This is a genomic window from Mesorhizobium sp. B2-1-1 (assembly GCF_006442975.2).
GTDB lineage: Bacteria > Pseudomonadota > Alphaproteobacteria > Rhizobiales > Rhizobiaceae > Mesorhizobium.
In genome coordinates this window covers 4454265-4477921 of sequence record NZ_CP083954.1, presented here as the reverse complement: position 1 = coordinate 4477921, position 23657 = coordinate 4454265, and the positions used below count along the sequence as shown (strand labels likewise).

At 62.9% G+C, this 23657-nt stretch carries 24 protein-coding genes; 10 read left to right on the top strand and 14 right to left on the bottom strand.

Annotated elements, in window-relative coordinates; genetic code table 11:
* Window positions 1–82: 82 nt before the first annotated feature.
* Window positions 83–1621, top strand: a complete 1539-nt coding sequence (locus tag FJ972_RS22110) for a helicase HerA-like C-terminal domain-containing protein (protein WP_140520738.1) — start codon at window positions 83–85, stop codon at window positions 1619–1621.
* Between the two features lie 85 nt (window positions 1622–1706).
* Here the strand turns inward: FJ972_RS22110 and FJ972_RS22105 are convergent, their stop codons facing one another.
* Together FJ972_RS22105 and FJ972_RS22100 are read right to left on the bottom strand one after the other, a co-directional pair.
* Window positions 1707–2531 carry a L,D-transpeptidase gene (locus FJ972_RS22105; protein WP_140494760.1) on the bottom strand — a complete coding sequence of 275 codons (825 nt, stop codon included), beginning with the start codon at window positions 2529–2531 and terminating at the stop codon, window positions 1707–1709.
* Window positions 2532–2733: 202 nt separating this feature from the next.
* Window positions 2734–3396: a haloacid dehalogenase type II gene (locus FJ972_RS22100; RefSeq protein WP_140494758.1), complete on the bottom strand. Its 663-nt coding sequence runs from the start codon at window positions 3394–3396 to the stop codon at window positions 2734–2736.
* Window positions 3397–3550: 154 nt separating this feature from the next.
* On the opposite strand from FJ972_RS22100, the gene FJ972_RS22095 reads away from it, so the two are divergent.
* From FJ972_RS22095 to FJ972_RS22080, 4 genes are all read left to right on the top strand, one after another.
* The gene (locus tag FJ972_RS22095; RefSeq protein WP_140494756.1) at window positions 3551–4429 is read left to right on the top strand and encodes a branched-chain amino acid aminotransferase; all 879 of its coding nucleotides are present in this window, start codon (window positions 3551–3553) and stop codon (window positions 4427–4429) included.
* Window positions 4430–4602: 173 nt separating this feature from the next.
* Entirely contained in the window at window positions 4603–5205 is a 603-nt protein-coding gene (locus FJ972_RS22090) for a superoxide dismutase (protein ID WP_140494754.1), read from the top strand.
* A 157-nt stretch (window positions 5206–5362) separates the two neighbouring features.
* Complete coding sequence (locus tag FJ972_RS22085) at window positions 5363–5800, top strand: c-type cytochrome (RefSeq protein ID WP_140494752.1); 438 nt, start codon at window positions 5363–5365, stop codon at window positions 5798–5800.
* 9 nt (window positions 5801–5809) lie between these two features.
* On the top strand, window positions 5810–6760 hold the full coding sequence (locus FJ972_RS22080; RefSeq protein ID WP_140520737.1) for a cytochrome c: 951 nt from the start codon (window positions 5810–5812) through the stop codon (window positions 6758–6760).
* Here the strand turns inward: FJ972_RS22080 and FJ972_RS22075 are convergent, their stop codons facing one another.
* The 3 genes from FJ972_RS22075 to FJ972_RS22065 form a co-directional block, all read right to left on the bottom strand.
* Window positions 6761–7150 carry an SET domain-containing protein gene (locus FJ972_RS22075; RefSeq protein ID WP_140494748.1) on the bottom strand — a complete coding sequence of 130 codons (390 nt, stop codon included), beginning with the start codon at window positions 7148–7150 and terminating at the stop codon, window positions 6761–6763.
* A 160-nt stretch (window positions 7151–7310) separates the two neighbouring features.
* A complete protein-coding gene (locus FJ972_RS22070) occupies window positions 7311–7937 on the bottom strand; it encodes a LysE family translocator (RefSeq protein ID WP_140520736.1) in 627 nt (208 codons plus the stop codon).
* Window positions 7938–8004: 67 nt separating this feature from the next.
* Window positions 8005–10119 (bottom strand): S9 family peptidase, encoded by a 2115-nt coding sequence (locus tag FJ972_RS22065; protein WP_140520735.1) that lies wholly within the window; start codon window positions 10117–10119, stop codon window positions 8005–8007.
* Between the two features lie 116 nt (window positions 10120–10235).
* Between FJ972_RS22065 and FJ972_RS22060 the strand changes: the two genes are divergently transcribed.
* Both FJ972_RS22060 and FJ972_RS22055 read left to right on the top strand, forming a co-directional pair.
* Entirely contained in the window at window positions 10236–10604 is a 369-nt protein-coding gene (locus FJ972_RS22060; protein WP_140520957.1) for an SH3 domain-containing protein, read from the top strand.
* A 429-nt stretch (window positions 10605–11033) separates the two neighbouring features.
* Window positions 11034–11459, top strand: coding sequence for a MucR family transcriptional regulator (locus FJ972_RS22055; RefSeq protein WP_095089970.1), 426 nt, complete (start codon window positions 11034–11036; stop codon window positions 11457–11459).
* Window positions 11460–11643: 184 nt separating this feature from the next.
* On the opposite strand, the gene FJ972_RS22050 is transcribed toward FJ972_RS22055, so the two are convergent.
* The 3 genes from FJ972_RS22050 to FJ972_RS22040 all read right to left on the bottom strand — a co-directional run bounded on the left by FJ972_RS22050 (window position 11644) and on the right by FJ972_RS22040 (window position 12856).
* Window positions 11644–12072: a SufE family protein gene (locus FJ972_RS22050; protein ID WP_140495047.1), complete on the bottom strand. Its 429-nt coding sequence runs from the start codon at window positions 12070–12072 to the stop codon at window positions 11644–11646.
* 98 nt (window positions 12073–12170) lie between these two features.
* Entirely contained in the window at window positions 12171–12521 is a 351-nt protein-coding gene (locus FJ972_RS22045; RefSeq protein ID WP_140517959.1) for a DUF5330 domain-containing protein, read from the bottom strand.
* Between the two features lie 95 nt (window positions 12522–12616).
* Entirely contained in the window at window positions 12617–12856 is a 240-nt protein-coding gene (locus FJ972_RS22040; protein ID WP_140520734.1) for a hypothetical protein, read from the bottom strand.
* 198 nt (window positions 12857–13054) lie between these two features.
* Here FJ972_RS22040 and FJ972_RS22035 point away from each other — a divergent pair, with 198 nt between their 5' ends.
* The 3 genes from FJ972_RS22035 (at window position 13055) to FJ972_RS22025 (ending at window position 15958) form a co-directional block, all read left to right on the top strand.
* A complete protein-coding gene (locus tag FJ972_RS22035; RefSeq protein ID WP_140520733.1) occupies window positions 13055–14800 on the top strand; it encodes a sensor histidine kinase in 1746 nt (581 codons plus the stop codon).
* Window positions 14775–15539 carry a peptidoglycan-binding protein gene (locus FJ972_RS22030; protein WP_140520732.1) on the top strand — a complete coding sequence of 255 codons (765 nt, stop codon included), beginning with the start codon at window positions 14775–14777 and terminating at the stop codon, window positions 15537–15539. Before FJ972_RS22035 ends, FJ972_RS22030 begins: the two co-directional genes overlap by 26 nt.
* 71 nt (window positions 15540–15610) lie before the next feature.
* Complete coding sequence (locus tag FJ972_RS22025; RefSeq protein ID WP_140494737.1) at window positions 15611–15958, top strand: DUF1491 family protein; 348 nt, start codon at window positions 15611–15613, stop codon at window positions 15956–15958.
* On the opposite strand, the gene FJ972_RS22020 is transcribed toward FJ972_RS22025, so the two are convergent.
* The 6 genes from FJ972_RS22020 to FJ972_RS21995 form a co-directional block, all read right to left on the bottom strand.
* The gene (locus tag FJ972_RS22020; RefSeq protein WP_140629390.1) at window positions 15936–16967 is read right to left on the bottom strand and encodes a hypothetical protein; all 1032 of its coding nucleotides are present in this window, start codon (window positions 16965–16967) and stop codon (window positions 15936–15938) included. The genes FJ972_RS22025 and FJ972_RS22020 overlap by 23 nt on opposite strands.
* A 454-nt stretch (window positions 16968–17421) precedes the next feature.
* Window positions 17422–17991, bottom strand: a complete 570-nt coding sequence (locus tag FJ972_RS22015) for a DUF1254 domain-containing protein (protein WP_140520729.1) — start codon at window positions 17989–17991, stop codon at window positions 17422–17424.
* Window positions 17984–18568 (bottom strand): DUF1214 domain-containing protein, encoded by a 585-nt coding sequence (locus FJ972_RS22010; RefSeq protein WP_140520728.1) that lies wholly within the window; start codon window positions 18566–18568, stop codon window positions 17984–17986. The genes FJ972_RS22015 and FJ972_RS22010 overlap by 8 nt, the downstream gene beginning before the upstream one ends.
* A gap of 133 nt (window positions 18569–18701) precedes the next feature.
* Entirely contained in the window at window positions 18702–20855 is a 2154-nt protein-coding gene (locus FJ972_RS22005) for a transglycosylase domain-containing protein (protein WP_140520727.1), read from the bottom strand.
* Window positions 20856–21061: 206 nt separating this feature from the next.
* The gene (locus FJ972_RS22000; RefSeq protein ID WP_140520726.1) at window positions 21062–21994 is read right to left on the bottom strand and encodes a dimethylarginine dimethylaminohydrolase family protein; all 933 of its coding nucleotides are present in this window, start codon (window positions 21992–21994) and stop codon (window positions 21062–21064) included.
* Between the two features lie 28 nt (window positions 21995–22022).
* On the bottom strand, window positions 22023–23612 hold the full coding sequence (locus tag FJ972_RS21995) for an amidohydrolase (RefSeq protein WP_181173465.1): 1590 nt from the start codon (window positions 23610–23612) through the stop codon (window positions 22023–22025).
* Between the last annotated feature and the right edge of the window lie 45 nt (window positions 23613–23657).

Sequence of the window (23657 nt, the reverse complement as noted above, 5' to 3'; positions counted from 1 at the left end):
GCCATTGTCGCTGTGCAAGGCCCCCACTATACCTTCGGGCGAAGGGCTGGTTTTATACACAGCAGTTGCGGAGACCGGACACATGGCTGACGACACCATTTTCATCGGCGCCAGCCGCAAGCCCGACGACAGCTATCAGCGTCCCGAAAACCTGCTTTTGCAATATGGCAACCGTCACGGCTTGGTGACCGGTGCCACCGGCACCGGCAAGACGGTCACCTTGCAAATATTGGCCGAGGGATTCTCCAATGCCGGCGTGCCGGTGTTCTGCGCCGACATCAAGGGCGATCTCTCCGGTATCGCCATGATCGGCACGGCGCAGGATTTCCTGGTCAAGCGCGCCGAGCAGGTCAAGCTCGACCCCTATGACTTCCAGGAATTCCCCGTCATCTTCTGGGATCTGTTCGGCGAACAGGGCCACCCCATCCGCGCCACCATCTCCGAGATGGGCCCGCTGCTCTTGTCGCGGTTGATGAATTTGTCCGAAGCCCAGGAAGGCATCATGAACATCGCCTTCCGCATCGCCGATGAGGAAGGCCTGCTGCTGCTCGACCTCAAGGACCTGCAGGCGCTGCTCGCCAATATCGCCGGGCGCGCCGAAGAGATCAGCGCCCGCTACGGCAATGTGACGAAACCCTCGGTCGGCGCCATCCAGCGCACGCTGCTGGTGCTGGAACAGCAGGGGGCGGCGAATTTCTTCGGCGAGCCGGCATTGCGCATCGCCGACATCATGCGCACCACCCGCGACGGCCGCGGCGCCATCAGCGTGCTGGCCGCCGACAAGCTGATGATGAATCCGCGACTCTACGCGACGTTCCTGCTTTGGCTGATGTCGGAACTGTTCGAGGAGCTGCCCGAAGTGGGCGATCCCGACAAGCCGAAGCTGGTCTTCTTCTTCGACGAGGCACATCTGCTTTTCGACGACGCGCCGAAGGTGCTGATCGACCGCGTCGAGCAGGTGGTGCGTCTGATCCGCTCGAAGGGCGTCGGCGTCTATTTCGTCACGCAGAACCCTCTGGATATTCCTGAGAAGGTTCTGGCCCAGCTCGGCAACCGGGTCCAGCATGCGTTGCGCGCCTACACGCCGCGCGAGCAGCAGGCGGTAAGGACCGCGGCCGAGACGTTCCGGCCAAATCCGGATTTCGATTGCGCGACCGTGATCACGCAACTGGGCACCGGCGAAGCGCTGGTTTCAGTGCTGGAAGCCAAGGGCATCCCGTCCATGGTCCAGCGCACGCTGATCCGTCCGCCATCGTCACGACTTGGGCCCATAACCCCAGCCGAGCGGCGGAAGCTGATCCAGGAAAGCCCGGTGATCGGTCAGTACGATGAGGGTGTCGATCGCGAATCGGCTTTCGAGATGCTGCAGAAAAAGGCCAAGGACGCGGCGGATGCCGAGGCACAGCAGGCCGACGCCGGCCGTTCACGCTGGACCATTCCGGGCTTCGGCAATGATGCTCCGCCGCCGCAACCCGGCGGCAGACGCCCGCCTCAACCGCGCTCGTCCAACCGCCAGACGGTGGCGGAAGCCGCGATCAAGTCGGTGGTGCGCTCTGTCGGCTCGTCGGTCGGCCGCGCCATCGTGCGCGGGATACTCGGGAGTCTGTCGAGGGGCAGATAGGGAAGCGCGATCGCGCAACGGCCATGCAGGGATAGGCTGATGTGGAGGTGAAGGCGGCGAGTCGCCGCATTCACCCTCGCTCCCATCAGAAAATCGCGTCGCTCACCGCTTTCACCGGGCCAAGCAGCACCGATCCGTCCGGCACGCCGGCATCGATCGGGATGGCTTTGTGATTCGCGGTCGCCACCATGGGCTGGCTGGCGTCGCTGGTCACGATGACCGGGGTCTTCGAAGGCACGCGATCATATAGGTCTATAATGTCCTGGTTCATCAGGCGCACGCAGCCCGACGACACCGACTTGCCGATCGAACGCCATTCCGGCGAGCCGTGCAGCCGGTAGAGCGTGTCGACGTTGCCCTGGAAGAGATAGAGCGCACGTGCACCGAGCGGGTTTTTCAGCCCGCCCGGCATACCGCCATTGTCAGCGCTGTATTGCCTCAGTTCCGGCTGCCGGGCGATCATCTCGTCCGGCGGCGTCCATTTCGGCCACTTCTGTTTCCACTGGACGACGGCATCGCCCGACCATTCGAAGCCGGCGCGGCCGAGGCCGACGCCGTAGCGGATCGCCTGGCCGCCCGGACGAACCAGATAGAGGAAGTGGCCGGTCGTATCGACGACGATGGTTCCCGGCTTCTGGCCGGTCGGGTCGGGCACGATCTGGCGCAGGAATTGCGGATCGATCCTGTCGACGGGAATGGCCGGCACTTCGAAACCGCCATCGCTGACGGCGGCGTACATCGTCACGTAGTCGGCGAGCGGCGGCTCGACATAGGCCGGTGGCGGTGGCTCGACTGGCCCGGACCCGGTGGTGGCGCATGCGGAAACCGCGATCGAGGCGGCGCCCAGGGCTGCGGCATTGAGAAAGCCGCGACGGCTCAGGCGATAGGATTCGATTTCGGCTGGGAACATGGTTGCCTTCTTTAAGTCTGAAATCGCAACAAAGCATGAATATGCCGACCGTTGCGAGGGTGCCTGATCAACACTTGGGCGCGATAGGCGGTTCCGAATCTGGCCTCAAGGTGGACAAACAAAGGCGAAGCTGTGACCGCGTCGCCACTGTGGCGCTACGGTCACAGGAGCGAAAACCAGGATTACTTTTGGGCCGCATGCGTTAGCCACCTGTGACAAGGGCATCGAGCGACGGCAGGATCAGGGCCGGTGGAAAATCCCGATACTCCTCCGGCTGGTTGGAGCGGTTGATCCACACGGTGCGGAAGCCGAACTTGGTCGCGCCGGCAATGTCCCAGCGGTTGGACGACTGGAAGGAGACCGCACCCGGATAGAGGCGCCAGCCTGTCGTGACCATGTCGTAGACCGACGGATCGGTCTTGAAGCGCCGTACCGCATCGACGGAATAGATATCGTCCAGCACCTGATCGAGCGCCGCGGATTTAACGGCTGCCTCCAGCATTTCCGGTGAACCGTTGGACAGGATTGCCAGCTTGGCGCCGGACGCCTTCAGCGCCTTCAGCACGGCGGGCACTTCCGCATAGCAGTCCAGCCGCCAATAGGCATCCAGCAATGCCGCCTTGAGGCCGGGATCGGCAGAGGGCACCTTGTGCAACGCGAAATCAAGTGCCTGCTCGGTGAGTTGCCAAAAATCGGCATAGGCGCCCATCAACGTACGCACCCAGGAATATTCGAGTTGCTTGGCGCGCCAGATCTCGGACAGCAACTGGCCGTCCGGTCCGATGGCGTCGGCGTGGCGGCGCACGGCGGCATGAACATCGAACAGTGTGCCGTAGGCGTCGAAAACATAAGCGGCGTATTGCATGGCAACAGTTTTGAGGCGAGGCGGGGCAAGGTGCAAGTCTTGATTGCAGCGCGCCGTCTGTGGCCTCAACAAAACTCCCCGATGCTGGTTGACGACGCCGGCCAAAGCGTCATCCAATGCTGCAACACGAGATTGATCGGAACGGGACAAAGCAATGACACTGGCGGCTGCCGCACTTTCCGCGACATGGACTTTCGTCGACGGCGACTGGTACGAGGGCAATGTCGCCGTTTTGGGCCCGCGCAGCCACGCAATGTGGCTCGGCACCAGCGTGTTCGACGGCGCCCGCTGGTTCGAGGGTGTCGCTCCCGATCTTGACCTTCATGCCGCGCGCGTGAATGCCTCGGCGATCGCGCTCGGTCTCAAGCCTTCGATGACGGCCGAGAAGATCGTCGGACTGACCTGGGACGGATTGAAGAAATTCGATGGCAAGACGGCTGTCTATATCAGGCCGATGTATTGGGCCGAGCACGGCGGCTATATGGGCGTGCCGGCCGATCCCGCCTCGACCCGTTTCTGCCTGTGCCTCTACGAATCGCCGATGATCTCGCCGACCGGCTTTTCCGTGACGGTTTCGCCGTTCCGGCGCCCGACTATCGAAACCATGCCGACCAACGCCAAGGCCGGCTGCCTCTATCCCAACAATGGCCGTGCCATCCTCGAAGCCAAGATGCGCGGCTTCGACAACGCCCTGGTGCTCGACATGCTGGGCAACGTCGCCGAGACCGGAACCTCGAACATCTTCCTGGTCAAGGACGGCCACGTCCTGACGCCGGCGCCGAACGGCACCTTCCTGTCCGGCATCACCCGCTCGCGCACGATGACGTTGCTTGGCGAGTACGGGTTCAAGACCACCGAAAAGGCGCTGTCGGTGCGTGAATTCCTCGAGGCGGATGAGATTTTTTCGACCGGCAACCATTCCAAGGTCATTCCGATCACGCGCATCGAGGACCGCAGCCTGCAGCCCGGGCCGGTGGCCAAGAAGGCGCGGGAGCTCTATTGGGATTGGGCGCATTCGACGTCGGCGGGCTGATCCGTCCAGACTTTTCGTCGCAATGCGCCCGGTTTCCGGAAACTGTGTGACAGTTCTCCGGAACCCGCTTAGAAAGAGCACCCGGCGCTTCACTTTTCGGAGTTGTCCGAACCCAATCCAGACCTATCTTAGTCCGGTATCGACACCGGATTTTCCTTGAGGGAGTACCTTCCATGGCTTTTGAATTGCCCGCTCTGCCTTACGACTATGAGGCCTTGCAGCCCTACATGTCGAAAGAGACGCTGGAATATCACCACGACAAGCACCACAAGGCCTATGTCGACAACGGCAACAAGCTTGCCGCCGAAGCCGGCCTTGGCGATCTGTCGGTAGAAGAGGTGGTCAAGCAGTCGTTCGGCAAGAATGCCGGCCTCTTCAACAATGCCGCCCAGCACTACAATCACATCCATTTCTGGAAGTGGATGAAAAAGGGCGGCGGCGGCAACAAGCTGCCGGGCGCGTTGCAGACGGCTTTCGACAGCGATCTGGGCGGCTACGACAAATTCAAGGCCGACTTCATCGCCGCCGGCACGACCCAGTTCGGTTCCGGCTGGGCCTGGGTTTCGGTCAAGGATGGCAAGCTGGCGATCTCGAAGACGCCGAACGGCGAGAATCCCCTCGTCCATGGCGCGGCGCCGATTCTCGGCGTCGATGTCTGGGAGCACTCCTATTACATCGACTATCGCAACGCCCGGCCGAAATATCTCGAGGCCTTCGTCGACAGCCTGATCAACTGGGATCATGTTCTCGAACTCTACGAAAAAGCGAAAGCCTGATCGAGATTCAGAAAGCCCCGGCACCCCCGGGGCTTTTCTTTTTCTGTGCCGAGATCCCACAGCAAAGGTCTGCAAAATCGTCGGGGGAAGGGAATATTCCTCCCGCCACGTCCGTTAACGTCCTGTCCCGAAATGCCTTCATCATGGAGCCAATTGAATGAGAAAGCTTGTCGTCGCCATCTCTATGCTCGCGTTCGCCGGTTCGGCGGCCTTTGCCGACCCGATCCTCGACCGCCAGGCCCTGATGAAGGAGCGCGGGAAGATCGTCGGCGGCCTGTCGAAAGTGGTCAAGGGTGAGGAGCCCTTTGATGCCGCCGCCGTACTGACTGCGCTGCAGGCGCTCCAGGCGAACGCGGAAAAATTCGACGCCGACGTCCTGTTCCCGGCGGGCAGCGACACGGGCGACACCACGGCGGCGCCGAAGATCTGGCAAGACATGGCCGGCTTCAAGGCGACGGAAGACAAGTATCTTGCCGACGTCAAGGCCGCGGTCGCTGCGGCCCCAGCCGACGTGGAGTCCCTGAAGACGCAAATCGGCGTCATCGGCTCCGACTGCGGCACCTGCCACAAGGGCTACAGGGTCAAGAAAGGCTGATCGCCGGCCATGGCATGGCTGAGGAAGTTTGTCGGCGCCGCACTCGTGCTCGGCGGCGTCGGCGCGGTTGCCGCGTGGACGCTTTCGGCGCCGGTGAAGCTCGACGCGGAAACTATGGCCAAGCTCGCGCCTGGTGACGCGGCCAGAGGCAAGCGCATTTTTGATGCCGGCGGCTGCACCTCCTGCCATGCAAAACCCGGTTCGAAAGGCGATGAGCGGCTCGAACTTGTCGGCGGCCTTGAACTCAAGACCCCGTTTGGCACGTTTGTGCCGCCCAACATTTCGCAAGACCCGAAGGACGGCATCGGCGCGTGGTCGGCCGAGGATCTCGCCAATGCCATGCTGAAGGGTGTCTCGCCGTCGGGCGAGCATTTCTATCCGGCATTTCCCTATACGTCCTACGCGCGCATGAAGCCCGCCGACATTGCCGATCTCTATGCCTTCCTGAAGACGCTGCCGGCGGTTGCCGGCCGAGCGCCGGCCAATTCATTGAGTTTCCCGTTCAACATCCGTCGCGGCATCGGCTTGTGGAAACGGCTCTATCTCAGCGAGCAGCCTGTTGTGTCCCTGCCCGAAGGCGCGCCTGGTCCTGTGATTGCCGGTCGCTACCTGGTCGAGGGACCGGGTCATTGCGGCGAATGTCACACACCGCGTGACCTTGCGGGGGGGACAAAGAAGAGCGAGTGGCTGGCTGGAGCCACAGCCGCCGAAGGCAGCGGCATCGTCCCCAATATCACCTCCGGGGAGGGCGGCATCGGCGACTGGTCGCAGGCCGATATCGCCAACTATCTCGAAACCGGCTTCACGCCCGATTTCGATTCCGTTGGCGGGGCCATGGTCGACGTGCAGAGGAACATGGCCGAACTGGCGCCCGAGGACCGCGCGGCGATCGCGGCCTATCTCAAGGCGGTTCCGCCGCATCCGAACGGCTATCCGGCGCGCAAAAAACCGGCGAGCTGACTACGGGTGGCGATCGCCCAGGAAGTCGAAGCCCGCCGCGAAGAAATGATTGTAGTTGCAGGTCAGTTCCTCGCCGGCCGCGATGTCGCGCAACGCAAAGCTTTCCTCCGGCGAGGATACGTCGCAATTCGGCTCGTCGGCGTGGTTCATGTAGCGTGCATCGTCGGCCTCGAAGACGATGTAGTTCGGATCTCGCCTGTCCGGATAGGCATAGCGATCGAGATAGCTCTTCACCGGTCCTGTCTGGCTCTCATAGGTCTCGACCTCGATGAGCCGGTCGAATCTCGGATCCAGCTTCCAGATCATCGTGCCGCGGGAAATGGGATTCTTGGCAAAGACACCAATGCCCTGGATGGGGGATTTGTCGAGATAGACGTCGACGAGCAGCATGGCAGGCCCTTGTGCGATTGTGGGCTGTCATGGCCCGGGACAAAACGCGCCTTGGGTAGCGCGCGGGCATCGCAATTGCGAGCGAAAACCAGCAACACGGAATTCAAAAACCAATGATTGCCCGGCTCGCCGAGAAGGCCGCGCCGGTCACCGTTTCGCGTCAGCGCTGCTGAAGCGCCAGCCGCACGCCCAGGCCGCAATAGATGCCGCCGACAATCTTGCCCTGCCATTTTAACACCGTGGGATTTCGACGCAGGAAAGTGCCAAGCCCGCCTGCGCTCACCGCGAAAACCACTGTGCTGAAGAGGCCCAGCAGAACAAAGATGATCCCCAATACCGCCAGCTGGAGCATGACCGATCCGTTTTCGGGCCGGACGAACTGTGGCAGGAACGCGAGGAAGAAAAGCGCCGTCTTGGGGTTGAGCATCTCAGTCAGTATGGCTTGCCGAAACGCCTTGCCCGCTGAGATTGGGAACCTGCCGGCGGCGAGATCGGCCGGCGTCTTTTCCATGATCGCGCGAATGCCGAGATAAACGAGATATGCCGCACCGAGATACTTCACGGCGCTGAACAACACCGCCGATGCGGCGATGATCGCCGAGATGCCGACCATGGCCGTGAAGGTGTGAAACACGTCGCCGGCCGCGATCCCTGCGCCGGTTGCGATGCCGGCTTTGGTTCCCGAACTCGTTGCCCGCGCGACCGTCAGCAGCGTGGCGGGGCCGGGAATAAACACAAAACCGAGCACCACGGCGACATAGGTGGTCAATGTGGCCAGGTCGATCATTGCTCGCATCCTCCTCGGCGTTCGTCGCCGATCAAGTCACGCCAGGGGCCGAAGGGCAATGACCGCTTCAGCCCTGCGGCCCTGTTGCCTTGCCTGTCACTTTCAAGGCGAATGAATATGTGTAGGCGATCTCCTCCAGCCGGGAAAACCGGCCGGACGCGCCGGCATGGCCCGATTCCATGTTGATCTTGAACAGGACCGGATTGTCGCCCGTCTTGCGCTCGCGCAGCCGCGCCACCCATTTGGCCGGTTCCCAATAGGTGACGCGCGGGTCAGTGAGACCGGCTAGCGCCAGGATCGGTGGATAGCCGAGCGCGGCGACATTGTCATAGGGCGAGTAGGCGGCGATCGTCCGGTAATCGTCCGCCGACGCGATCGGATTGCCCCATTCAGGCCACTCCGGCGGGGTCAGCGGCAGGCTGGCGTCGAGCATGGTGGTGAGCACGTCGACGAAAGGCACCTCGGCAACGATGCCGCCGAAACAGTCCGGCGCCATGTTGGCGACCGCGCCCATCAGCATGCCGCCGGCGGATCCACCTTGCGCGACGATGCGGTCATGCACAGTGTAGCGTTCGGCGACCAGATGGCGTGCACAGGCGATGAAATCGGTGAAAGTGTTCATCTTGTGCGCCCGCTTGCCGTCATCGTACCAGCCATAGCCCTTGTCCTTGCCGCCGCGGACGTGGGCGATTGCAAAGACAAAGCCGCGGTCGACCAGCGAGAACCAGTTGGTGTTGAAGGCCGCCGGCACCGTGATGCCATAGGAACCGTAGCCGTAAAGCAGGCAAGGCGCGGAGCCGTCCAGCGGGGTATCGCGGCGGTACAAGAGCGAGACCGGCACCAATTCGCCATCAGCCGCGGGCGCCATCAGCCGACGCGTGACATAGCGCTCCGGGTCGTGGCCGGACGGCACCTCCTGGGTCTTGAGCAACACGCGCTCGCGGGTGCGCATGTTGTAGTCGAAGACCTGCGCCGGCGTCGTCATCGATGAATAGGTGAAGCGCATGATCTCGGTGTCGTATTCCAGGGATCCCGACAGGCCGAGCGAAAACGCCTCCTCGTCGAAGGAGATCAGGTGTTCCTCGCCGGTTGCACGGTCGCGCACGACGATGCGCGGCAGGCCCTCCTTGCGCTCCAGCCTGACCATATGGTTCTTGAAGCCGATCACCGACAGGATCAGCCGGCCGGCCTCGTGCGGAACCAGTTCCTGCCAGTTGGCGCGGATCGGATCGCTCGCCGGCGCCGTCATGATCTTGAAGTCCTTGGCCCCATCGGCGTTGGTCAGGATGAAGAAAATGTCGCCGCCTTCCTCCATCTCGTATTGAAGACCGGTCTCGCGCGCCGCCACCAGCTTCGGCTCGCCAAACGGCTCGCCCGCGCTCAGCAGCCGGTATTCCGATGTCTCGTGGTCGTTGATGGCAACCATGATCCATTCATTGGAGCGCGTGCCGCCGACATTCATGAAGAAGCCGGGATCATTTTCCTCATAGATCAGCCGGTCGCTTGCCGGATCCTGCCCAAGCGCATGGAACAGCACCTTGGAGGGACGGTGGTTGGGGTCGAGCCGGGTGTAGAAAAACCCGTCATTGGCGGCGTTCCACACCCCCGAACCGCCGGTGTCTGGAACCGTGTCCGCGAGTTCCTTGCCGTCGGAGAGGTCGCGCACCCGAAGCGTATAGAATTCGGAGCCCTTGTCGTCGAACGCCCATAAAAGCTTGCCATGGTCGGCCGAATGATCGACGCCGCCAAGCCGGAAATAGGCCTTGCCTTCGGCCTCGGCATCGCCGTCGAGCAGGATATGCTGCGCGCCGCCGTCCCGCGGCATGCGGAAATAGCGCGGCTGCTCGCCGCCGAGTTTGAAGGAGGAGCCATACGCGTAGGGTCCGTCCTTCATCGGCACGGAAGAATCGTCCTCTTTGATGCGACCCTTCATCTCCTTGAACAGCCGCTTCCGCAAATCGGCCGTGTCGGCCATCAGTTTCGACTGGTAGGCGTTCTCGGCTTCGAGATGGGCGCGGATGCCCGCATCGAGCAATGCGGGGTCCCTGAACATCTCCTGCCAATTGTCGGCCCGCAGCCAGGAATAGTCGTCCGTTCGCGTGATACCGTGATGCGTGTCGAAAACCGGCCGCTTCTCGGGCGTTGGCGGGGTGACATCCGGGAATGCAGAAGTTTTGGTCATTGCGTCTCGCTTTGGAAATGTCCTGAATGGCCAATGAACACGCCGATCAGCGCGGGTTCAAGAGCCGGGTCTTATTGCTGCGCCGGGCTCCAGAAAGCGGGCCGGGAGGAGAAATAATGTATATCTATGCTCGCACCGTCGCGGCTCTCGCCGTCGTTTCCGCAACTATGGCCATCGCCGGCCAATCTCATGCGACCGTATTCGCCGCTTGGCAAGTGGCCAACGTGCCGTTCGGCGACACGCTCAACGTGCGCAAATATCCCTCGGGCACGTCCCAGAAACAGGCCGCATATCCGAACGGCACCGTTTTGCAGATGACCGGACGATGCACTGGCGGGACGAACCTGCTCGACATCGCCAATCAGCCGGCATGGAAGCAGCAGCAGGCGGTTCGCTATCGCTGGTGCGAAGTCTGGCATGATCCGGCGAAGAACGGCGGTTTTGTCACCGGGTGGGCCTATGGCAAATACATCGCCCCGTATTGAGTGATCCGAGCTGGTCGGCTGCACGACGCGTGAGGGCCGGCAATGGCCGAGGTGGGGCAACCTATGGTTTTGTGAAAGGGGGTGAGCAACCAAGATTGCCGGCGCGATCGCCAAGCAAAGCGAAGCACTCGGAGATGCTTTGTGAGTTAGCGCGAATGTAACGGTTAGCTAACGCTGCGTCACCGGTCGCTGGTTTCGCCTGCGAAATATCGAAAAATTACATCGTGCACGAAAGATTGAAGCTGATCCGAAAATATTTGATCAACATCGTTCAATATAGTGCAAGGATCGAATTGACTTACTTGCTAGGTAGGTTCATTGATGCCCCCGCGACACGAATCGCAGAAGCTCTGTCTGCACAAAATTCGTGCAATGCCTTGCCTGTAAAAAAGGGCGCACTAAACTAACTCTCGTTGGGGCCTGAAGACCATGGATATTGTCGAAACACCTTCCAGAAACAGCGACGCGCTGATCGAGCTGACCGCCGACGTGGTGGCCGCCTATGTCAGCAACAATCCCGTGCCGGTCGGCGAACTGCCGAACCTCATCTCCGATGTCCATGCTGCTCTCGGGCGTGTGGGCGGAACCGCCGAACAGCCGCCCGCCGACAAGCAGAAGCCGGCAGTGAACCCGAAGCGCTCGGTTCATGACGACTACATCGTTTGCCTTGAAGACGGCAAAAAGTTCAAGTCGCTCAAGCGTCACCTGATGACTCATTATGATCTGACGCCGGATCAGTATCGCGAAAAGTGGAACCTCGACCCGAGCTACCCGATGGTTGCCCCGAACTACGCGGCCGCCCGCTCCCAGCTCGCCAAGAAGATGGGGCTCGGCCGCAAGCGCAAGGCCCGCTAAGCATTTGCTGCCAGGTGAGTACACTTGGTATCGCAGAATGCGGCTCAAACGATAGATAGAGCCGGACGGAAGGTTCAACGATCGACATCGGCGCCTTCGGGCGCCGTTTTACTTTGCCGGCCGGGCCGGACAGCGCTGGTACCAGTGCGCGGTATGATGCGATCGGCTGATCGCGGAGGCGATATCAGGCCGTCTGCTCGAGTGCGGCCTCTGCGTCGCGCCTGATGCGCTTGACCATCGAACGAAGGCCGTTGGCGCGCTGCGGCGACAGGTGCTCGTCCAGGCCGAGCGCCTTCAGCGTCGCTTCCGCATCGATTTTCTGGATCTCGCTGGCGGTCTTGCCGGAGAACAGCGCCAGCATGATCGCCACCAGCCCGCGTACGATATGGGCGTCCGAATCGCCCCTGAAGGTGATGACCGGATCGCCGCCCGGTCCCCGTTCGGTGGTCAGCCAGACCTGGCTGACGCAGCCCGGCACCTTGTTGGCGGCGGTGCGTTCCTCATCCGGGAATGGCGGCAGCGCCTCGCCGAGTTCGATGACATAACGATAGCGGTCCTCCCATTCGTCAAGGAATGAGAAGTCGTCGCGGATCGTCTGGATCGTGGTCGTCATGACAGGGATATAGTCATCCACCGTCGCCGCGTCACGGAAAAACAAAAACACCGCGGGCGTCGAGAGGCAGACTGCCCGCGGTGCGCCGTCGAAACGGCTTAATTCTTTACCGGCAGGTTGACTGTCTCGGGCAAGACGACTTCTTCGGGAACGCTGCCGGTCATTGTGGAGATGTCGGGGCCTGCGGACTTGTCGTCCAGCATGGCGGCCGCGATCTTGGCTGTCTCCTTGGCCCTTGCGGTGATGGTGTGCATTGCCGACTTGCCGGTCTCACAGACATCGGGCTTGCGTTCGCAAATACCGGCGATGTCGCCGACCGCGTCGCGGGCTGCGAACAGGGCCTGGATCGGTCCTACGCTTTCCTGGCCCGGCTCGCCGGGACCGACGCCCAGCGGCAGTGCCAGCAGCACCAGCGAAAACCAGAAAGCCATTCTCATCAGGAAGAACATGCTCGCCTCTTGTCGTGACCGGATCATGCAGCCATGAGCATGACCTCTTTTGTGGGCGGGATATTGGCACACAGGCGCAAAGGACGGCTTGCGGGTTAGCCGAGAATTTTCTTCAAATTTGAGGCAAATTCGAAACGAAGCGTTTTGCTGTCGATTTGTCTCAGATTGGAACCATTTTTCTTATCATCCATCAGCCATATATTCCTTTGTTTCTGTTGCGTTTTCCACAAAATCAGGCGGTCGGTGCGCTGCGGCTGGCCACGCTGCGGGCGGCCCCTGCGGATAACCCTCCGTTTACTATGGTGGCATTTGCCCGCCTTTTCGGGCGCTCCCATCCCGATATTCGCCGTGGGCCGGGCCTTGGGTCGGCCCTGCCTTATCCATTCTTTAAAGGCTGGGTGCGAGTTTCAGAGTCAATCAAAACGATCTGCAAAAGCAGAGCTGTTCACGACGAGTGCGGGTGCGTTGAGTTGATGCCGATCAAGGCCAGATACGTTGAATTGCCTGGGGCAATGGCCGCCGGTTGTGAACGTATGGTCCATCCCTCCATTCTTGGGCTGGACGACCGCGAGCGTCAGCGTCGCTTTATCGGCGCCATGCTGGCCGCTCCGTTCTTTGCCGCCGGTGCCGCGGTCACGCTCGTCACGTCAGGCATGGGCGCAGCCGTCACCGTGGCCGCCATCTTCGCGGCCTTTGGTCTTTGCTGGTTCATCGCCTTGCTGGTGGCCGCGACCGGCAGGATGGATCTGGCCGGCCGGGCCGCGCTGGCGATCGCGGGACTTGCGCTCGCCGGTCTTGTTGCCGCTGCCGGCGGGCTGAGCTCTCCGGTCGCGATGCTTTTCGTGGCGCTGCCGTTCGAAGCCTGGTGGATCGGCGCCTCGCGCCGCGCAGCGCTGTGGGGAGCCGTCTGCGCCGTCGTCGCCATTCTGTTGCAGCCTGTGACGGCAACCGTCCTCCCGCACGCCGCGGTGCCGATCGCCGCGTGGCACTGGCTGCTGCCATTGGCCTGGGCGCTGACGCTGGTGCCGCGTATATCGGCGGTTCGCAACACGGCGGCTGCGGCCGACGTAGGGGACACCGGCGATCGTCTGGAAGACATGATCGACGCGGTGGTCCTGCGCGTCGCCCGCCATGGCGAGGTTATCGATGCCTCGGCAAAGGCGCGTACGCTGTTGAAGCTGCCCCCGCAACTGCTTTGCGGAACCGGGCTTTTCGATCGCGTGCATCTCTCGGATCGCGTCTCCTATCTCAGTGCCTTGGCCGACATGCGAGACGGGGCGCTGTCGCGCAGGCTGGAGTTGCGCGTCAGGCTGCCGCAGGACGGCAATGGACAGAATGGCAATGGCGCGGCAGACAACTATCGGCCGTTTTCGCTCGAACTGATGCGCGCTCAGGAGCAGGGCGACGTTTTCACGCTTGTGCTGCGCGAGAACGACGAGGTCGCCCGGTTGCGCGAAGACCTCGGCGCCGCCAATGACGCGGCCGCCGCCGCCGAAGTGGCGAAAGGGCGCTTCCTGGCGGTGGTGAGCCACGAACTGCGCACGCCGCTCAATGCCATCATCGGATTCTCCGACATGCTGCTGCACGAGATGTTCGGCGCCTTCAAGGATCCACGGCAGAAGGAATATGTCGGTCTGGTGCGCGATTCCGGCCAGCATCTGCTTGCCGTCGTAACCTCCATTCTCGACGTGTCGCGGATCGAATCGGGCGTCTATGCGACCGAACCGGAGCCATTCCGCTTCATGGAAGCCGTCGACATGTGTCAGCAGATGATGCGGCTCCAGGCGCAGGCCAAGAACATCGATCTCAAGGCGCAGATCGCGCCGGACGCCGGCGAAATCAACGCCGACCGGCGCGCCGTGCAGCAGATCCTCATCAATCTCGTCTCGAATGCGATCAAGTTCACGCCCGATGGCGGCGATGTCGTCGTCGGTGCCAAGCGGATCGGTTCGCGCCTGCATTTCTGGGTGCGGGACACCGGCATCGGTATCGCCGAGGAAGATTTCGCCAATCTCGGCAAGCCGTTCATGCAGATCCAGAACGACTATACCCGTCGTTTCGAGGGGACCGGCCTTGGCCTGTCGCTGGTCAAGGGACTGGTGGCGCTGCACGAAGGCACCATGTCGATCGAAAGCATGCCGGGCGAGGGCACCACGGTCACCATCAGCCTGCCGGTGAACGGGCCGAAAGGGCGGCCGGCGGACAAGGCCGGGGTGCTGACGATGCCGCTGGCCAGGGCGAAAGGGGACGGAAATGGCGCGCTCCGCAAAACAGCCTAAGGCGGCCAAGCGCCGCAGCAACGCCTTCCAGGACGGAGCCGTCGCCATCGGCGGCATGATTTCGCGCAATCCCGTCCTGGCGGGAGGGTCGACGGCATTCCTGGTGACGCTGTTCTACGTTTCGGCGAATGCGCTGTGGTACCAGCCTTTCCCGCATGCCGGCGCCTTCTTCGCGACCCGCAGCATGCAGGGCGTTCCGCACGCGGCCGCTGATGAGCCGGAGACCACCTTCAACATCGTGCGGCCAGGTACCGCGCCGGCGCCGGTCAAGGGCGATCCGGTGGTGGAGCAGGTGCAGGGCATATTGAAGGATCTCGATTTCTACGCCGGCACGGTCGACGGCATTTCCGGACCCAACACGCGCAAGGCGATCCAGGCCTATCAGCAGAAGGTTGGGCTCAACACGTCCGGCGAGATCGACGCGCTGCTGCTCGATCAGCTGGGCGCGACCCCGAAAACCGCCGCCGTGCCGAAACCGCAACCGCGTCCCGAAGTGTCGCAGGCGGTTCCAGTGTCGCTGCAGACCGATACGGCTTCCCAAGCGCCGGATCCTCGCATTGTCAAGATACAGGCCGGGCTCAAGGCCTTCGGCAATGACGACATGCAGCTCGACGGCGTCGTCGGCGCCCGTACCAAGGCGGCCATCAAGGAATTCCAGTCGCTGTTCGGCCTGCCGCAGACCGGCGAGCCCGACGAACTGGTCTATGTCAAGATGCGCGAGATCGGCCTGACCAACTGACGGCGCAAACAACGGCTCGCCCAGCGGTGTAAATACCGATAGATAGCCCGCATGCTGTCCGGACTTTTCTCATGCGCGTGACCACGGATCTCTGGGTATCGGCCCTGTTGCGTCGGGTTTTCGGCGCGGGCGGGTTTGCCGCCGTGGTCAAGCGCGGCGCGACCGAAGCCGGCGCCGTGTTCGTTCTAACGCGGAGCCGGCTTGGTGAAATCGCTCTCTATGGGCCGGCGCCACAGACGAGCTACGATTCGGCCAAGCCCGACGACCGTTTCTTTAGCCTTCTCGCCACCGCCGCCGATGCTTCGGTGCTGGACGCCAGACTGGAACGCGAGAAGAAATTCGATCCCGACATCTGGGTGGTTGAGATCGAGGCCGGCGCTGTTCCTGTCGAGGAGCTTATTTCCGTGAAGATGTCCTGAGGCCAGGGAAGGCCGCTGCATCGTCACTGTTCGACGCCTCGCGGCTGGCGCTGTTGGTGGGGGCGGCGTCGCGAACCACATCGGACAGGGTCACGGCCTTCCATTCCCGCACCTTGTCCAGCGCCGCGTCGCGGTGCAGGAGCCGGTAGCGATCGAGAAAGGTGCGGATCGCCTGCGGATGCGGAAACTCGCGGGAGTAGACGGCAACCGTGATAAGGAATGCCCGGTCCTCGCTGAGGTCGAGCGAGCGCAGCGCCGCCAGCAGCGGCATGTAATTCTGGTTCGCCGTCAGCAACCTGGCCGTCGAGAAATCGATATCGAGCGCATCGGCGAGCGCGGTCTGGAAGAAGGCGGCGTTTCCGGTCAGCGCCGTCTCGCGCAATTTGGCATAGGTGTCGGCTCCGGTGAACGGATCGACCTGCGCCGCCTGCGCCTCCTCGCCGGTCCGCATCATGGAGCGCAGTCTGCGCCGCGCATTTTCGGCACCAACGCCCGGCGTCTGCTGCTTCGCCGCGCTGTCGGCGGCCGGCGCCTTCGAGGGAGCGGTTTGTGCCGGAGAGGCTTCCGCTTCCGGATCGCGCACCCGCACCAGCGTCGGCCTTTCCAGTGCCCTGATCAGATCGGCGATAGTCGGATTAAGGTTCTTGCGGCGCGCGATCGCGCGCGCATGCGGCAGCCCGTGCCGGCCGATCAGCGCAATGAGGTCGATGTCACTGACTGCGCGCGAGCGGATGAGCAAGGGGGCGGCGATGCCCACCGGCTCCTCGCACAGGCGCCGCACCAGCCCGGCCGGAGCATATTCGCATTCAGAGAGGGCCGCCGCCACGTAGCGGCGCGATTCGGCGGACACGTTGTCGAACAGCGGCAGCGTCAGATCTTCGAGCTGGCCAATTTCACGGCGGGATGGCCGGGTGAGCGAGCAGAACGCAGACACCGCTGCGCGGAACAGCCTTTCGGCCTTTCCTGATTCCGTCCCTGCCGCGATTTGCCTGAAGTCCGAAGATGACACGAGGGATACGCCCGATACTCTATACACGCTTGACCATGCTCGACCGGAACCGTGTCGGTTTCGCGATTGCCAAAAACAAAGATCAAGTTAGCTGGGATCCGTTAGCGCTCCGTTAACCCTCTGCCGGCCTTAATGATATTTGGAGGCGTTGCGTTGTGCTCCGGGGCAACCGAGAGGAATACGCGAACCATGGGCATGGTACTGTCTTTCGTGCCGAGAACGGCACCAACCAATCGAGCAAAGCAAACCACCGAAATACCGGCGGCGGTAATCATCTTTCCCGGCATCCGCTATGAGCGGTCCGCCGCGGGGGAAGCGCGGCCCGCCGGCCCTGACAAGCCGGGATCGCCACGCGCGCCAGTGCCGCACCACTGAACGTTCTTGAGGCCGAGGCGCGAATCATCCCTGCGGCACCGCCCTTGATTGTTGTGATGCGGATTGTCCGGGCCGCGGTCTAAAAGTCCTGCAGCTCGCACGAACTCTGCTCCAGAAAGCGCGACACGATCGACTTCCAGCTGTCGTCCGGCACGAAGCTGCGGATGACGAATATGCCCTCGTCGATCGGCGCTTCGACGAAGATCGCTCCCTGAAGCTCCTCGGGAAGGTCCCTGCGTATGTCGATCATCTGCGCCGGCGTCAGCACCACGGCATCCAGCTTGCCCCCGGTCGCCGTGTGGTCGTTGAATGAATAGATGTTGTGGCCGTTGCGGTCATAGACAGACACCGACCAGAAGGGCACATTGCCCGGCGCCCTGATCCTCACCATTCCCTCATCGAGGTCGAACCGGCAAGCCGTCGCATAAAACAGCGGGTCGACCGATTTCACCACCGGCGCGCCGCCCGCCTCCGCATCGAGCCGGGTCATCCGGTAGAGATCCGACGTCATCGACAGCCGCGACCAGGCATCGCGTTCCGAGAATTCAGGCACCAGAAGCAGCACGACGATATGCACGATGCCGGCGCCGACGAGGCCGAGCAGGACGGCATGTAGAAGTCTGCGCGTCGCGGCATAGACACTACGCATCGCAGCCGACCTTGGTGATCTTGGGCAGCGAAACGTCCGACAGGCCGGTGCTGCTGGCGATCGGCGTGTCGTAGAATGTCAAAACGAAATACATCCTGCCGGAACCGTCGGTCAGCAGCCAATTGCCGGGCATCGGGTGATGGCCGACGGAAATGAGCACCGAATTGTCGGATTGGCGCAGCACGCCATAGGATTGAAGCGCGGCAAGCCGCGATTTGCCGGTCTCGACCACGCCGAGCGATTGGTCGGCGGCGTAGAGGGTCCAGAATCGGGCGGTCGGAAATCCGCCTTCGATCGTGTAGGTACATTCGCGCCTGAGTTCTCCGCCAGCTGCGTCCTCCTCGGCGACAAAGGACAGCCCTTCGGCGCGGCCGAGCGCGAGCACGCCCTCGCGCGCCACGCGGGCCTTGGAATAGGGGTCGGCTGCGGGTGTGCCGATATCGGGAAAGGCGGTCCACTGGCCGATCCTGATCGCCCCGACGCCGTCCTGCATTTTCAGCGCATACCAGACGCTGGCGCCGCCGCCGCCGATGGCTATGGCAAGCGAAAGCAGCGTCAGGAAGGCGTTCTTGAGCATGAAAGGCCGGGCGCATGAAGAATTGCCGCTCGGGGATATCGCGGCGCGGGGTCGTGTGGCAAGCCGCAGGACGCGGATTCGCAAGGTGTGGCTTTTCCATCTTCCCGAAGGCAGAAGGGAAGAGGCGCCGCGATCACAGCGCCGACAGCGTTTCGGGCGGAGCCGATGCACCGAGCCTGCGCGCCGTTTCGAACAGGTGGGTCATGTCCCTGAGCGTCTGTGTCGTCCGGCTGGACAGCACCGGCGGCCGTTCGGCGGCGGCATCGGCCGCTGCCTGTTCCTCGCTCTTCTTCTGCGCTTCCGCGGCCTTGGCCGCGATCTCCTCGTCGACGAAGGGCTTGTCGATGCCGGGGATAGGCTTGAGGTCGATGTTCTGATGCGCATAGACCATGAGCCGCTGCCACACCATCGCCGGCAGCGAGCCGCCTGTCATGTTCTTGGTCGGCGTGAAATCGTCGTTGCCCAGCCAGACGGCCGCCGTGTAGTTGCCGGTGAAGCCGACGAACCAGGCATCGCGGTAGGATTGCGTCGTGCCGGTCTTGCCGGCGACGACGATGTTGGGGATCTGCGCGCGCCTGGCGGTACCCATCGCCGGTACCGCGACAAGCATGGTGTTCATCGATTTCAGCGCCTGCTCGGACAGCACGCGATGCGGCGGCGGCGCATCCTTGGCGAAATCGTAGACCACCTCGCCGGTGCGGGTGACGAGCTGCGTGATGCCATGCCTGGAGCCGACGAAGCCGTTCTGCGCGAACACGCTGTAGCCCGTCGCCTGGTCCATCACGGTCATGCCCGAGGTGCCGAGCACCATGGTCTTGTGCGCTTCGAGCGGCGATTCCACGCCGAATGATTCCGCCATCGCCTTGATCGGCCCGATGCCGAGATAGTCCTTGGCAAGCCGCACGGGCACCGTGTTGATCGACTTGGCCATGGCCACGATCAGCGGGACCTTGCCCGCCGACTCGCCACCGTAATTGTGCGGCGACCAGCTGCCCCAGCTGATCGGCCCGCCTGATACGATCGAATTCGGCGTAAAGCCGTGCTCCATCGCCGTTGCATAGACGTAGGGCTTAAAGGAGGAGCCGGTCTGGCGCAGCGCCTTGGTGGCGCGGTTGAACTGGCTGGCGCCATAGTCGCGGCCGCCGACGATCGCGCGCACCGCACCGTTGGTCTCGATGACCACCACGGCCCCTTCGGTGACGTTGTACTCCTTGCCGAACTGGCGCAGGTGGAACTCCACCGACTCTTCCGCAGCCTTCTGGATGTTGGCGTCGAAGGTGGTGTGCGCCACCAGCGAGTGCTGCCCGGGCTTGGCGATCTTCTTCACCTCGTCGAAGGCCCAGTCGAGGAAATAATCGGGGCTCTTCTGTTCGCCGCGGTCGACGACATCGGCCGGATGCAGTCTTGCCTGCAGCACCTGGCCCTCGGTCATGAAGCCGGAATCGACGAGATTGGACAGCACCACATTGGCGCGCGCGCGCGCCGCCGGCAGGTTGATGTGCGGCGCGTATTTGGTCGGCGCCTTGAACAGGCCTGCAAGCATCGCCGCCTCGGCGAGATTGAGGTCCTTGACGCTCTTGCCGAAATAGAAGTCCGCCGCCGCCTCGATGCCGAATGTGCCGCCGCCCATATAGGCGCGGTCGAGATAGAGCTGCAAGATTTCCTTCTTCGACAGATTGGCTTCGAGCCACAGCGACAGGAAGGCTTCCTTGATCTTGCGCTCGAAGGTGCGCTCATTGGTCAGGAACAGGTTCTTGGCGAGCTGCTGCGTGATGCTGGAGCCGCCCTGGACGACGGAGTTTGCCCGCACATTTTCGAAGATTGCGCGCGACAGGCCAAGAACGTCGATGCCGTAATGGTCGAAGAAACGCCGGTCCTCGGTGGCAAGCACCGCCTTGATGACATGATCGGGCATTTCGTCGACCGGCACGGAATCGCGCTGGATGATGCCGCGTTGGCCGATCTCGTTGCCATAACGGTCGAGGAAGGTAACGGCGAAGTCGCCCTGGGCGCGCCAGTCGCCGGCCGTGTCCTGGAAGGCGGGAATAGCCAGCGCCAGCATGACGACGATGCCGCCGGCGCCAAGCGTGAAACCTTCGCTCAACAGCTCGACGATGCCACGGCGCCAGCCGTTGACGCGAAAGCGCCGCGAGAAAATCGTCGCGCCCTCCCAGAACTGGCGCGCCTTGAACCCGATCTCGTAGAGAGAGGAATCGATCCATGCGTCGAGCGCCAGCAGCCGAGCGGCGATCGCACCTCTTCTCTTGCGTGGTTCAGGACTGACCATTCAAAAACCCGGACGGCTATGGCACGGCCTGAAAACCAAGCGGGCAGTTTCAGGGCGACGCCGCCCTGACTATTCATCCATTTGCGGACGCCCACAAGGGTGGCGAGGACACACCTGCGGGGTTTGTTGATGGGGGCGGTTACAAACCGCCATTCACCCGCCTGACGCTGATCAGGCCGGCGAAGATGGGGGTTGCCGTTCCGGGCTCAGGCCGCCTCGCGTTTCAGCGCCTGCGCCATGCAGTGGATGCCGCCGCCGGTCTTGGAGATCTCGCTCATGTCGACGGCCGCCACTTCGAAGCCGCGCGCCTTGAGTTGACCGATCAGCGACTGGCTGGATGTCGGCGCGATCACCCTGTCCTTGCCCAGCGACATGAAGTTGCAACCGAGCGCCATCGTGTCCTGGAACGGCACGTCGATGATCTCGTGCCCTTTGCCCCTCAGCCAGTCGACGATCCCCGGCTCGGTGCAGGCGAGGCAGACGGCGGTGAGTTTTTCGGCGATCGGCACCACCATCAGGTCGATATGGACATAGTACTCGTCGATGAAGGCGATACGTGTTTCCCAGCCCTCCTTCTCGAACCAGGCCTGTACCTGGCGGGCGCCTTCTTCCTGCGTGCGGGCGCCGCCGCAGCCGATCAGCACCACGCCGTCCTCGATGACGTTGAAATCGCCGCCCTCGAAGGTGCCTGCGGTGACCATGTCGTAGATCGGGATACCGAGTTTTTCATAGGTGCGGATGGCGGCGTAATTCTCGCCGCGCCGCCACCAATTGGCCATGGCGGTGATGATGGCGCCGTAGGGCGTCATTACGCTGGAATCGCGGGAGTAGACCTGCATCGGCAGCTCCGGCGTCGGCTCGTGCCAGTGGATGTTGACGCCGAAATGCTCGTAGGCCGCGACCAGATCCTTGTGTTGCGCCTGCGCGATCTGCACGTTGCAGGGTGCCTCGCGCAGGTGTTTCCGCGACAGCGAACTGGTCGAGAGATGGCGCAGGAAATTGGGCGAGCCGAGCAGCACGTCGGTCAAGACGTCGGTCTCGTTGGCGAAACCCCACGATGTCAGCGGCTTGGTGCCGCCGGCCGGGTTGCGGCGCTGCAGCGAAAACGGCTCGGCGATGATGCGGTCATGAACGGTCATGCGGTTCTCCTCGTATGGGCGTTTGCGGTCATAGCTTGCTTGGTATCCACCAGTCGCGGCCGCGCGGCGTGGTGACATATTCCGGCCAGCGGAAGTTGATGGGCGGATCGTAGTCGCAGAGCGGGGCGATCCAGGTCGAACCGCCAATGCCGCCGCCGGTTCGGGTGACGAACTCGTCCATCGCCATGTCGCGCGCGGCCTTGTCTTCCAGCAGGCGAAGGGCGGATAGCGCGACGGTCTTCGCCGCGCAGATGACCATCGGGTCGATGGTCGCCGGGATGCCACCCAGCGCGTTCATCGCCCAAGCTGGAAAAACATGATCGTTTGCCGAACGCAGGGCAGGGCGGGCGACATAGAAACGCGCTGTCGGCGTGTGCCAGCTCATGTCGGTGTAGTCGTCCGAGGTCGAGCTCACCTGCGACGGCGGCAGGTCGCGGCGCAGGATCGCCTCTGCCTCCTGTGGTTCAATCAGCCGCTCCAGCTCGTCGATGAAGGGGTTTTCGCTCGCCACCCCACCGGCATTGACCTGGATCTCGCGGGCGATCTTCTTCGCCGCCTCGTCCCAGCGGGGCGGGCCGACGCTCGCCAACGCCTCATAGGCGATCCCGGCCATGGCATGATTGGCCAGCCCCGGCCGCGACTTCGAAACCCAGTGCCGTTCGTAGTGGCAGCCGCTGATCGCGGCGGCGGCCGAGGCGTTTCGGTCGAGCACGGCGGTGACCTGCTCGGCCATGGCGATGGTCGGAACACGGATCATGTACTGGATCTCGGCAAGGCCTGCCGGCAGATTGTCGGCGGTGGCCTGGCCCGCCGTCAGGATCGTCTCGCTGATCGACCAGCCGCCCTGGTGCGGCAGCATGGAATCGCGCAGCGCCTTGGAGGCTATGTACATCGTCATCAGCGCGTCGTTGGCGCCGGGCGCGCGAACCGCCGAATGTGCCTGCGGGATCGGGGCGCCGTCGCCGGCGGCGCGTGCCCAATTCTCGGGCTCATCGCAGATGAAGCGATAGATCATCGCGTAGGCAGCGCCGCAATGGGTGTCCCAGCGCGCAGTGTTGCAGAGCGGCAGCATGTAGAAGGGATGGAAGGAGATCATGCCGGCAAGGCCGTCATAATAGCCTTTGGCTGCATGGATCGGTTTCGAGCCGCGCACCTTCTCCGCCGGCTCGCCGGTGAAGCGCAGCGTGCCTGCAATGCCGTGGCGCTGCATGGCGGCCTTTGTGGCGAGCAGACCGCCCAGGCTGGCCATGCCCAGGCCCGAGTGCGGATCGGTATGGCCGCCGGCTTCGGAGCCGAGCCCTGGGCGGGGCCGCTTCACCGTGGCAGCGTCCTGGCAGTTGCCGGGCACGGCGTCATATTCGGCATACATGCCGATGGTCGGACCGTCCCCATTGGTCCAGTGGGCGCAGAAGGCCGTCGGCATGCCCGCGGAGCCTTCCTCGACCGCAAACCCCTCGCGCTTCAGCCGATCGACATACCAATCTGCTGATTGGTACTCGCGCCAGGCGGTTTCGCCGAAGTCGAAGATGGTGCGCGTCCAGGCCGACAGCAGCGGCTGGATGCCGTCGAGGCAGGCAAGAGCGGTTTCTTGCGCCGATGTCGTCACCGGTTTTTCCATGCCCCAAAGAAAGCAGTGAAGCGGCTTCCCAAAAAGTGATATGTT

What these genes read in the sequence shown, in the direction of transcription:
- FJ972_RS22110 (WP_140520738.1), top strand. Translation starts at nt 83, where the DNA reads ATGGCTGACGACACCATTTTCATCGGCGCCAGCCGCAAGCCCGACGAC.
- FJ972_RS22105 (WP_140494760.1), bottom strand. Translation starts at nt 2,531, where the DNA reads ATGTTCCCAGCCGAAATCGAATCCTATCGCCTGAGCCGTCGCGGCTTT.
- FJ972_RS22100 (WP_140494758.1), bottom strand. Translation starts at nt 3,396, where the DNA reads ATGCAATACGCCGCTTATGTTTTCGACGCCTACGGCACACTGTTCGAT.
- FJ972_RS22095 (WP_140494756.1), top strand. Translation starts at nt 3,551, where the DNA reads ATGACACTGGCGGCTGCCGCACTTTCCGCGACATGGACTTTCGTCGAC.
- FJ972_RS22090 (WP_140494754.1), top strand. Translation starts at nt 4,603, where the DNA reads ATGGCTTTTGAATTGCCCGCTCTGCCTTACGACTATGAGGCCTTGCAG.
- FJ972_RS22085 (WP_140494752.1), top strand. Translation starts at nt 5,363, where the DNA reads ATGAGAAAGCTTGTCGTCGCCATCTCTATGCTCGCGTTCGCCGGTTCG.
- FJ972_RS22080 (WP_140520737.1), top strand. Translation starts at nt 5,810, where the DNA reads ATGGCATGGCTGAGGAAGTTTGTCGGCGCCGCACTCGTGCTCGGCGGC.
- FJ972_RS22075 (WP_140494748.1), bottom strand. Translation starts at nt 7,150, where the DNA reads ATGCTGCTCGTCGACGTCTATCTCGACAAATCCCCCATCCAGGGCATT.
- FJ972_RS22070 (WP_140520736.1), bottom strand. Translation starts at nt 7,937, where the DNA reads ATGATCGACCTGGCCACATTGACCACCTATGTCGCCGTGGTGCTCGGT.
- FJ972_RS22065 (WP_140520735.1), bottom strand. Translation starts at nt 10,119, where the DNA reads ATGACCAAAACTTCTGCATTCCCGGATGTCACCCCGCCAACGCCCGAG.
- FJ972_RS22060 (WP_140520957.1), top strand. Translation starts at nt 10,236, where the DNA reads ATGTATATCTATGCTCGCACCGTCGCGGCTCTCGCCGTCGTTTCCGCA.
- FJ972_RS22055 (WP_095089970.1), top strand. Translation starts at nt 11,034, where the DNA reads ATGGATATTGTCGAAACACCTTCCAGAAACAGCGACGCGCTGATCGAG.
- FJ972_RS22050 (WP_140495047.1), bottom strand. Translation starts at nt 12,072, where the DNA reads ATGACGACCACGATCCAGACGATCCGCGACGACTTCTCATTCCTTGAC.
- FJ972_RS22045 (WP_140517959.1), bottom strand. Translation starts at nt 12,521, where the DNA reads ATGTTCTTCCTGATGAGAATGGCTTTCTGGTTTTCGCTGGTGCTGCTG.
- FJ972_RS22040 (WP_140520734.1), bottom strand. Translation starts at nt 12,856, where the DNA reads ATGGGAGCGCCCGAAAAGGCGGGCAAATGCCACCATAGTAAACGGAGG.
- FJ972_RS22035 (WP_140520733.1), top strand. Translation starts at nt 13,055, where the DNA reads ATGGTCCATCCCTCCATTCTTGGGCTGGACGACCGCGAGCGTCAGCGT.
- FJ972_RS22030 (WP_140520732.1), top strand. Translation starts at nt 14,775, where the DNA reads ATGGCGCGCTCCGCAAAACAGCCTAAGGCGGCCAAGCGCCGCAGCAAC.
- FJ972_RS22025 (WP_140494737.1), top strand. Translation starts at nt 15,611, where the DNA reads ATGCGCGTGACCACGGATCTCTGGGTATCGGCCCTGTTGCGTCGGGTT.
- FJ972_RS22015 (WP_140520729.1), bottom strand. Translation starts at nt 17,991, where the DNA reads ATGCGTAGTGTCTATGCCGCGACGCGCAGACTTCTACATGCCGTCCTG.
- FJ972_RS22010 (WP_140520728.1), bottom strand. Translation starts at nt 18,568, where the DNA reads ATGCTCAAGAACGCCTTCCTGACGCTGCTTTCGCTTGCCATAGCCATC.
- FJ972_RS22005 (WP_140520727.1), bottom strand. Translation starts at nt 20,855, where the DNA reads ATGGTCAGTCCTGAACCACGCAAGAGAAGAGGTGCGATCGCCGCTCGG.
- FJ972_RS22000 (WP_140520726.1), bottom strand. Translation starts at nt 21,994, where the DNA reads ATGACCGTTCATGACCGCATCATCGCCGAGCCGTTTTCGCTGCAGCGC.
- FJ972_RS21995 (WP_181173465.1), bottom strand. Translation starts at nt 23,612, where the DNA reads ATGGAAAAACCGGTGACGACATCGGCGCAAGAAACCGCTCTTGCCTGC.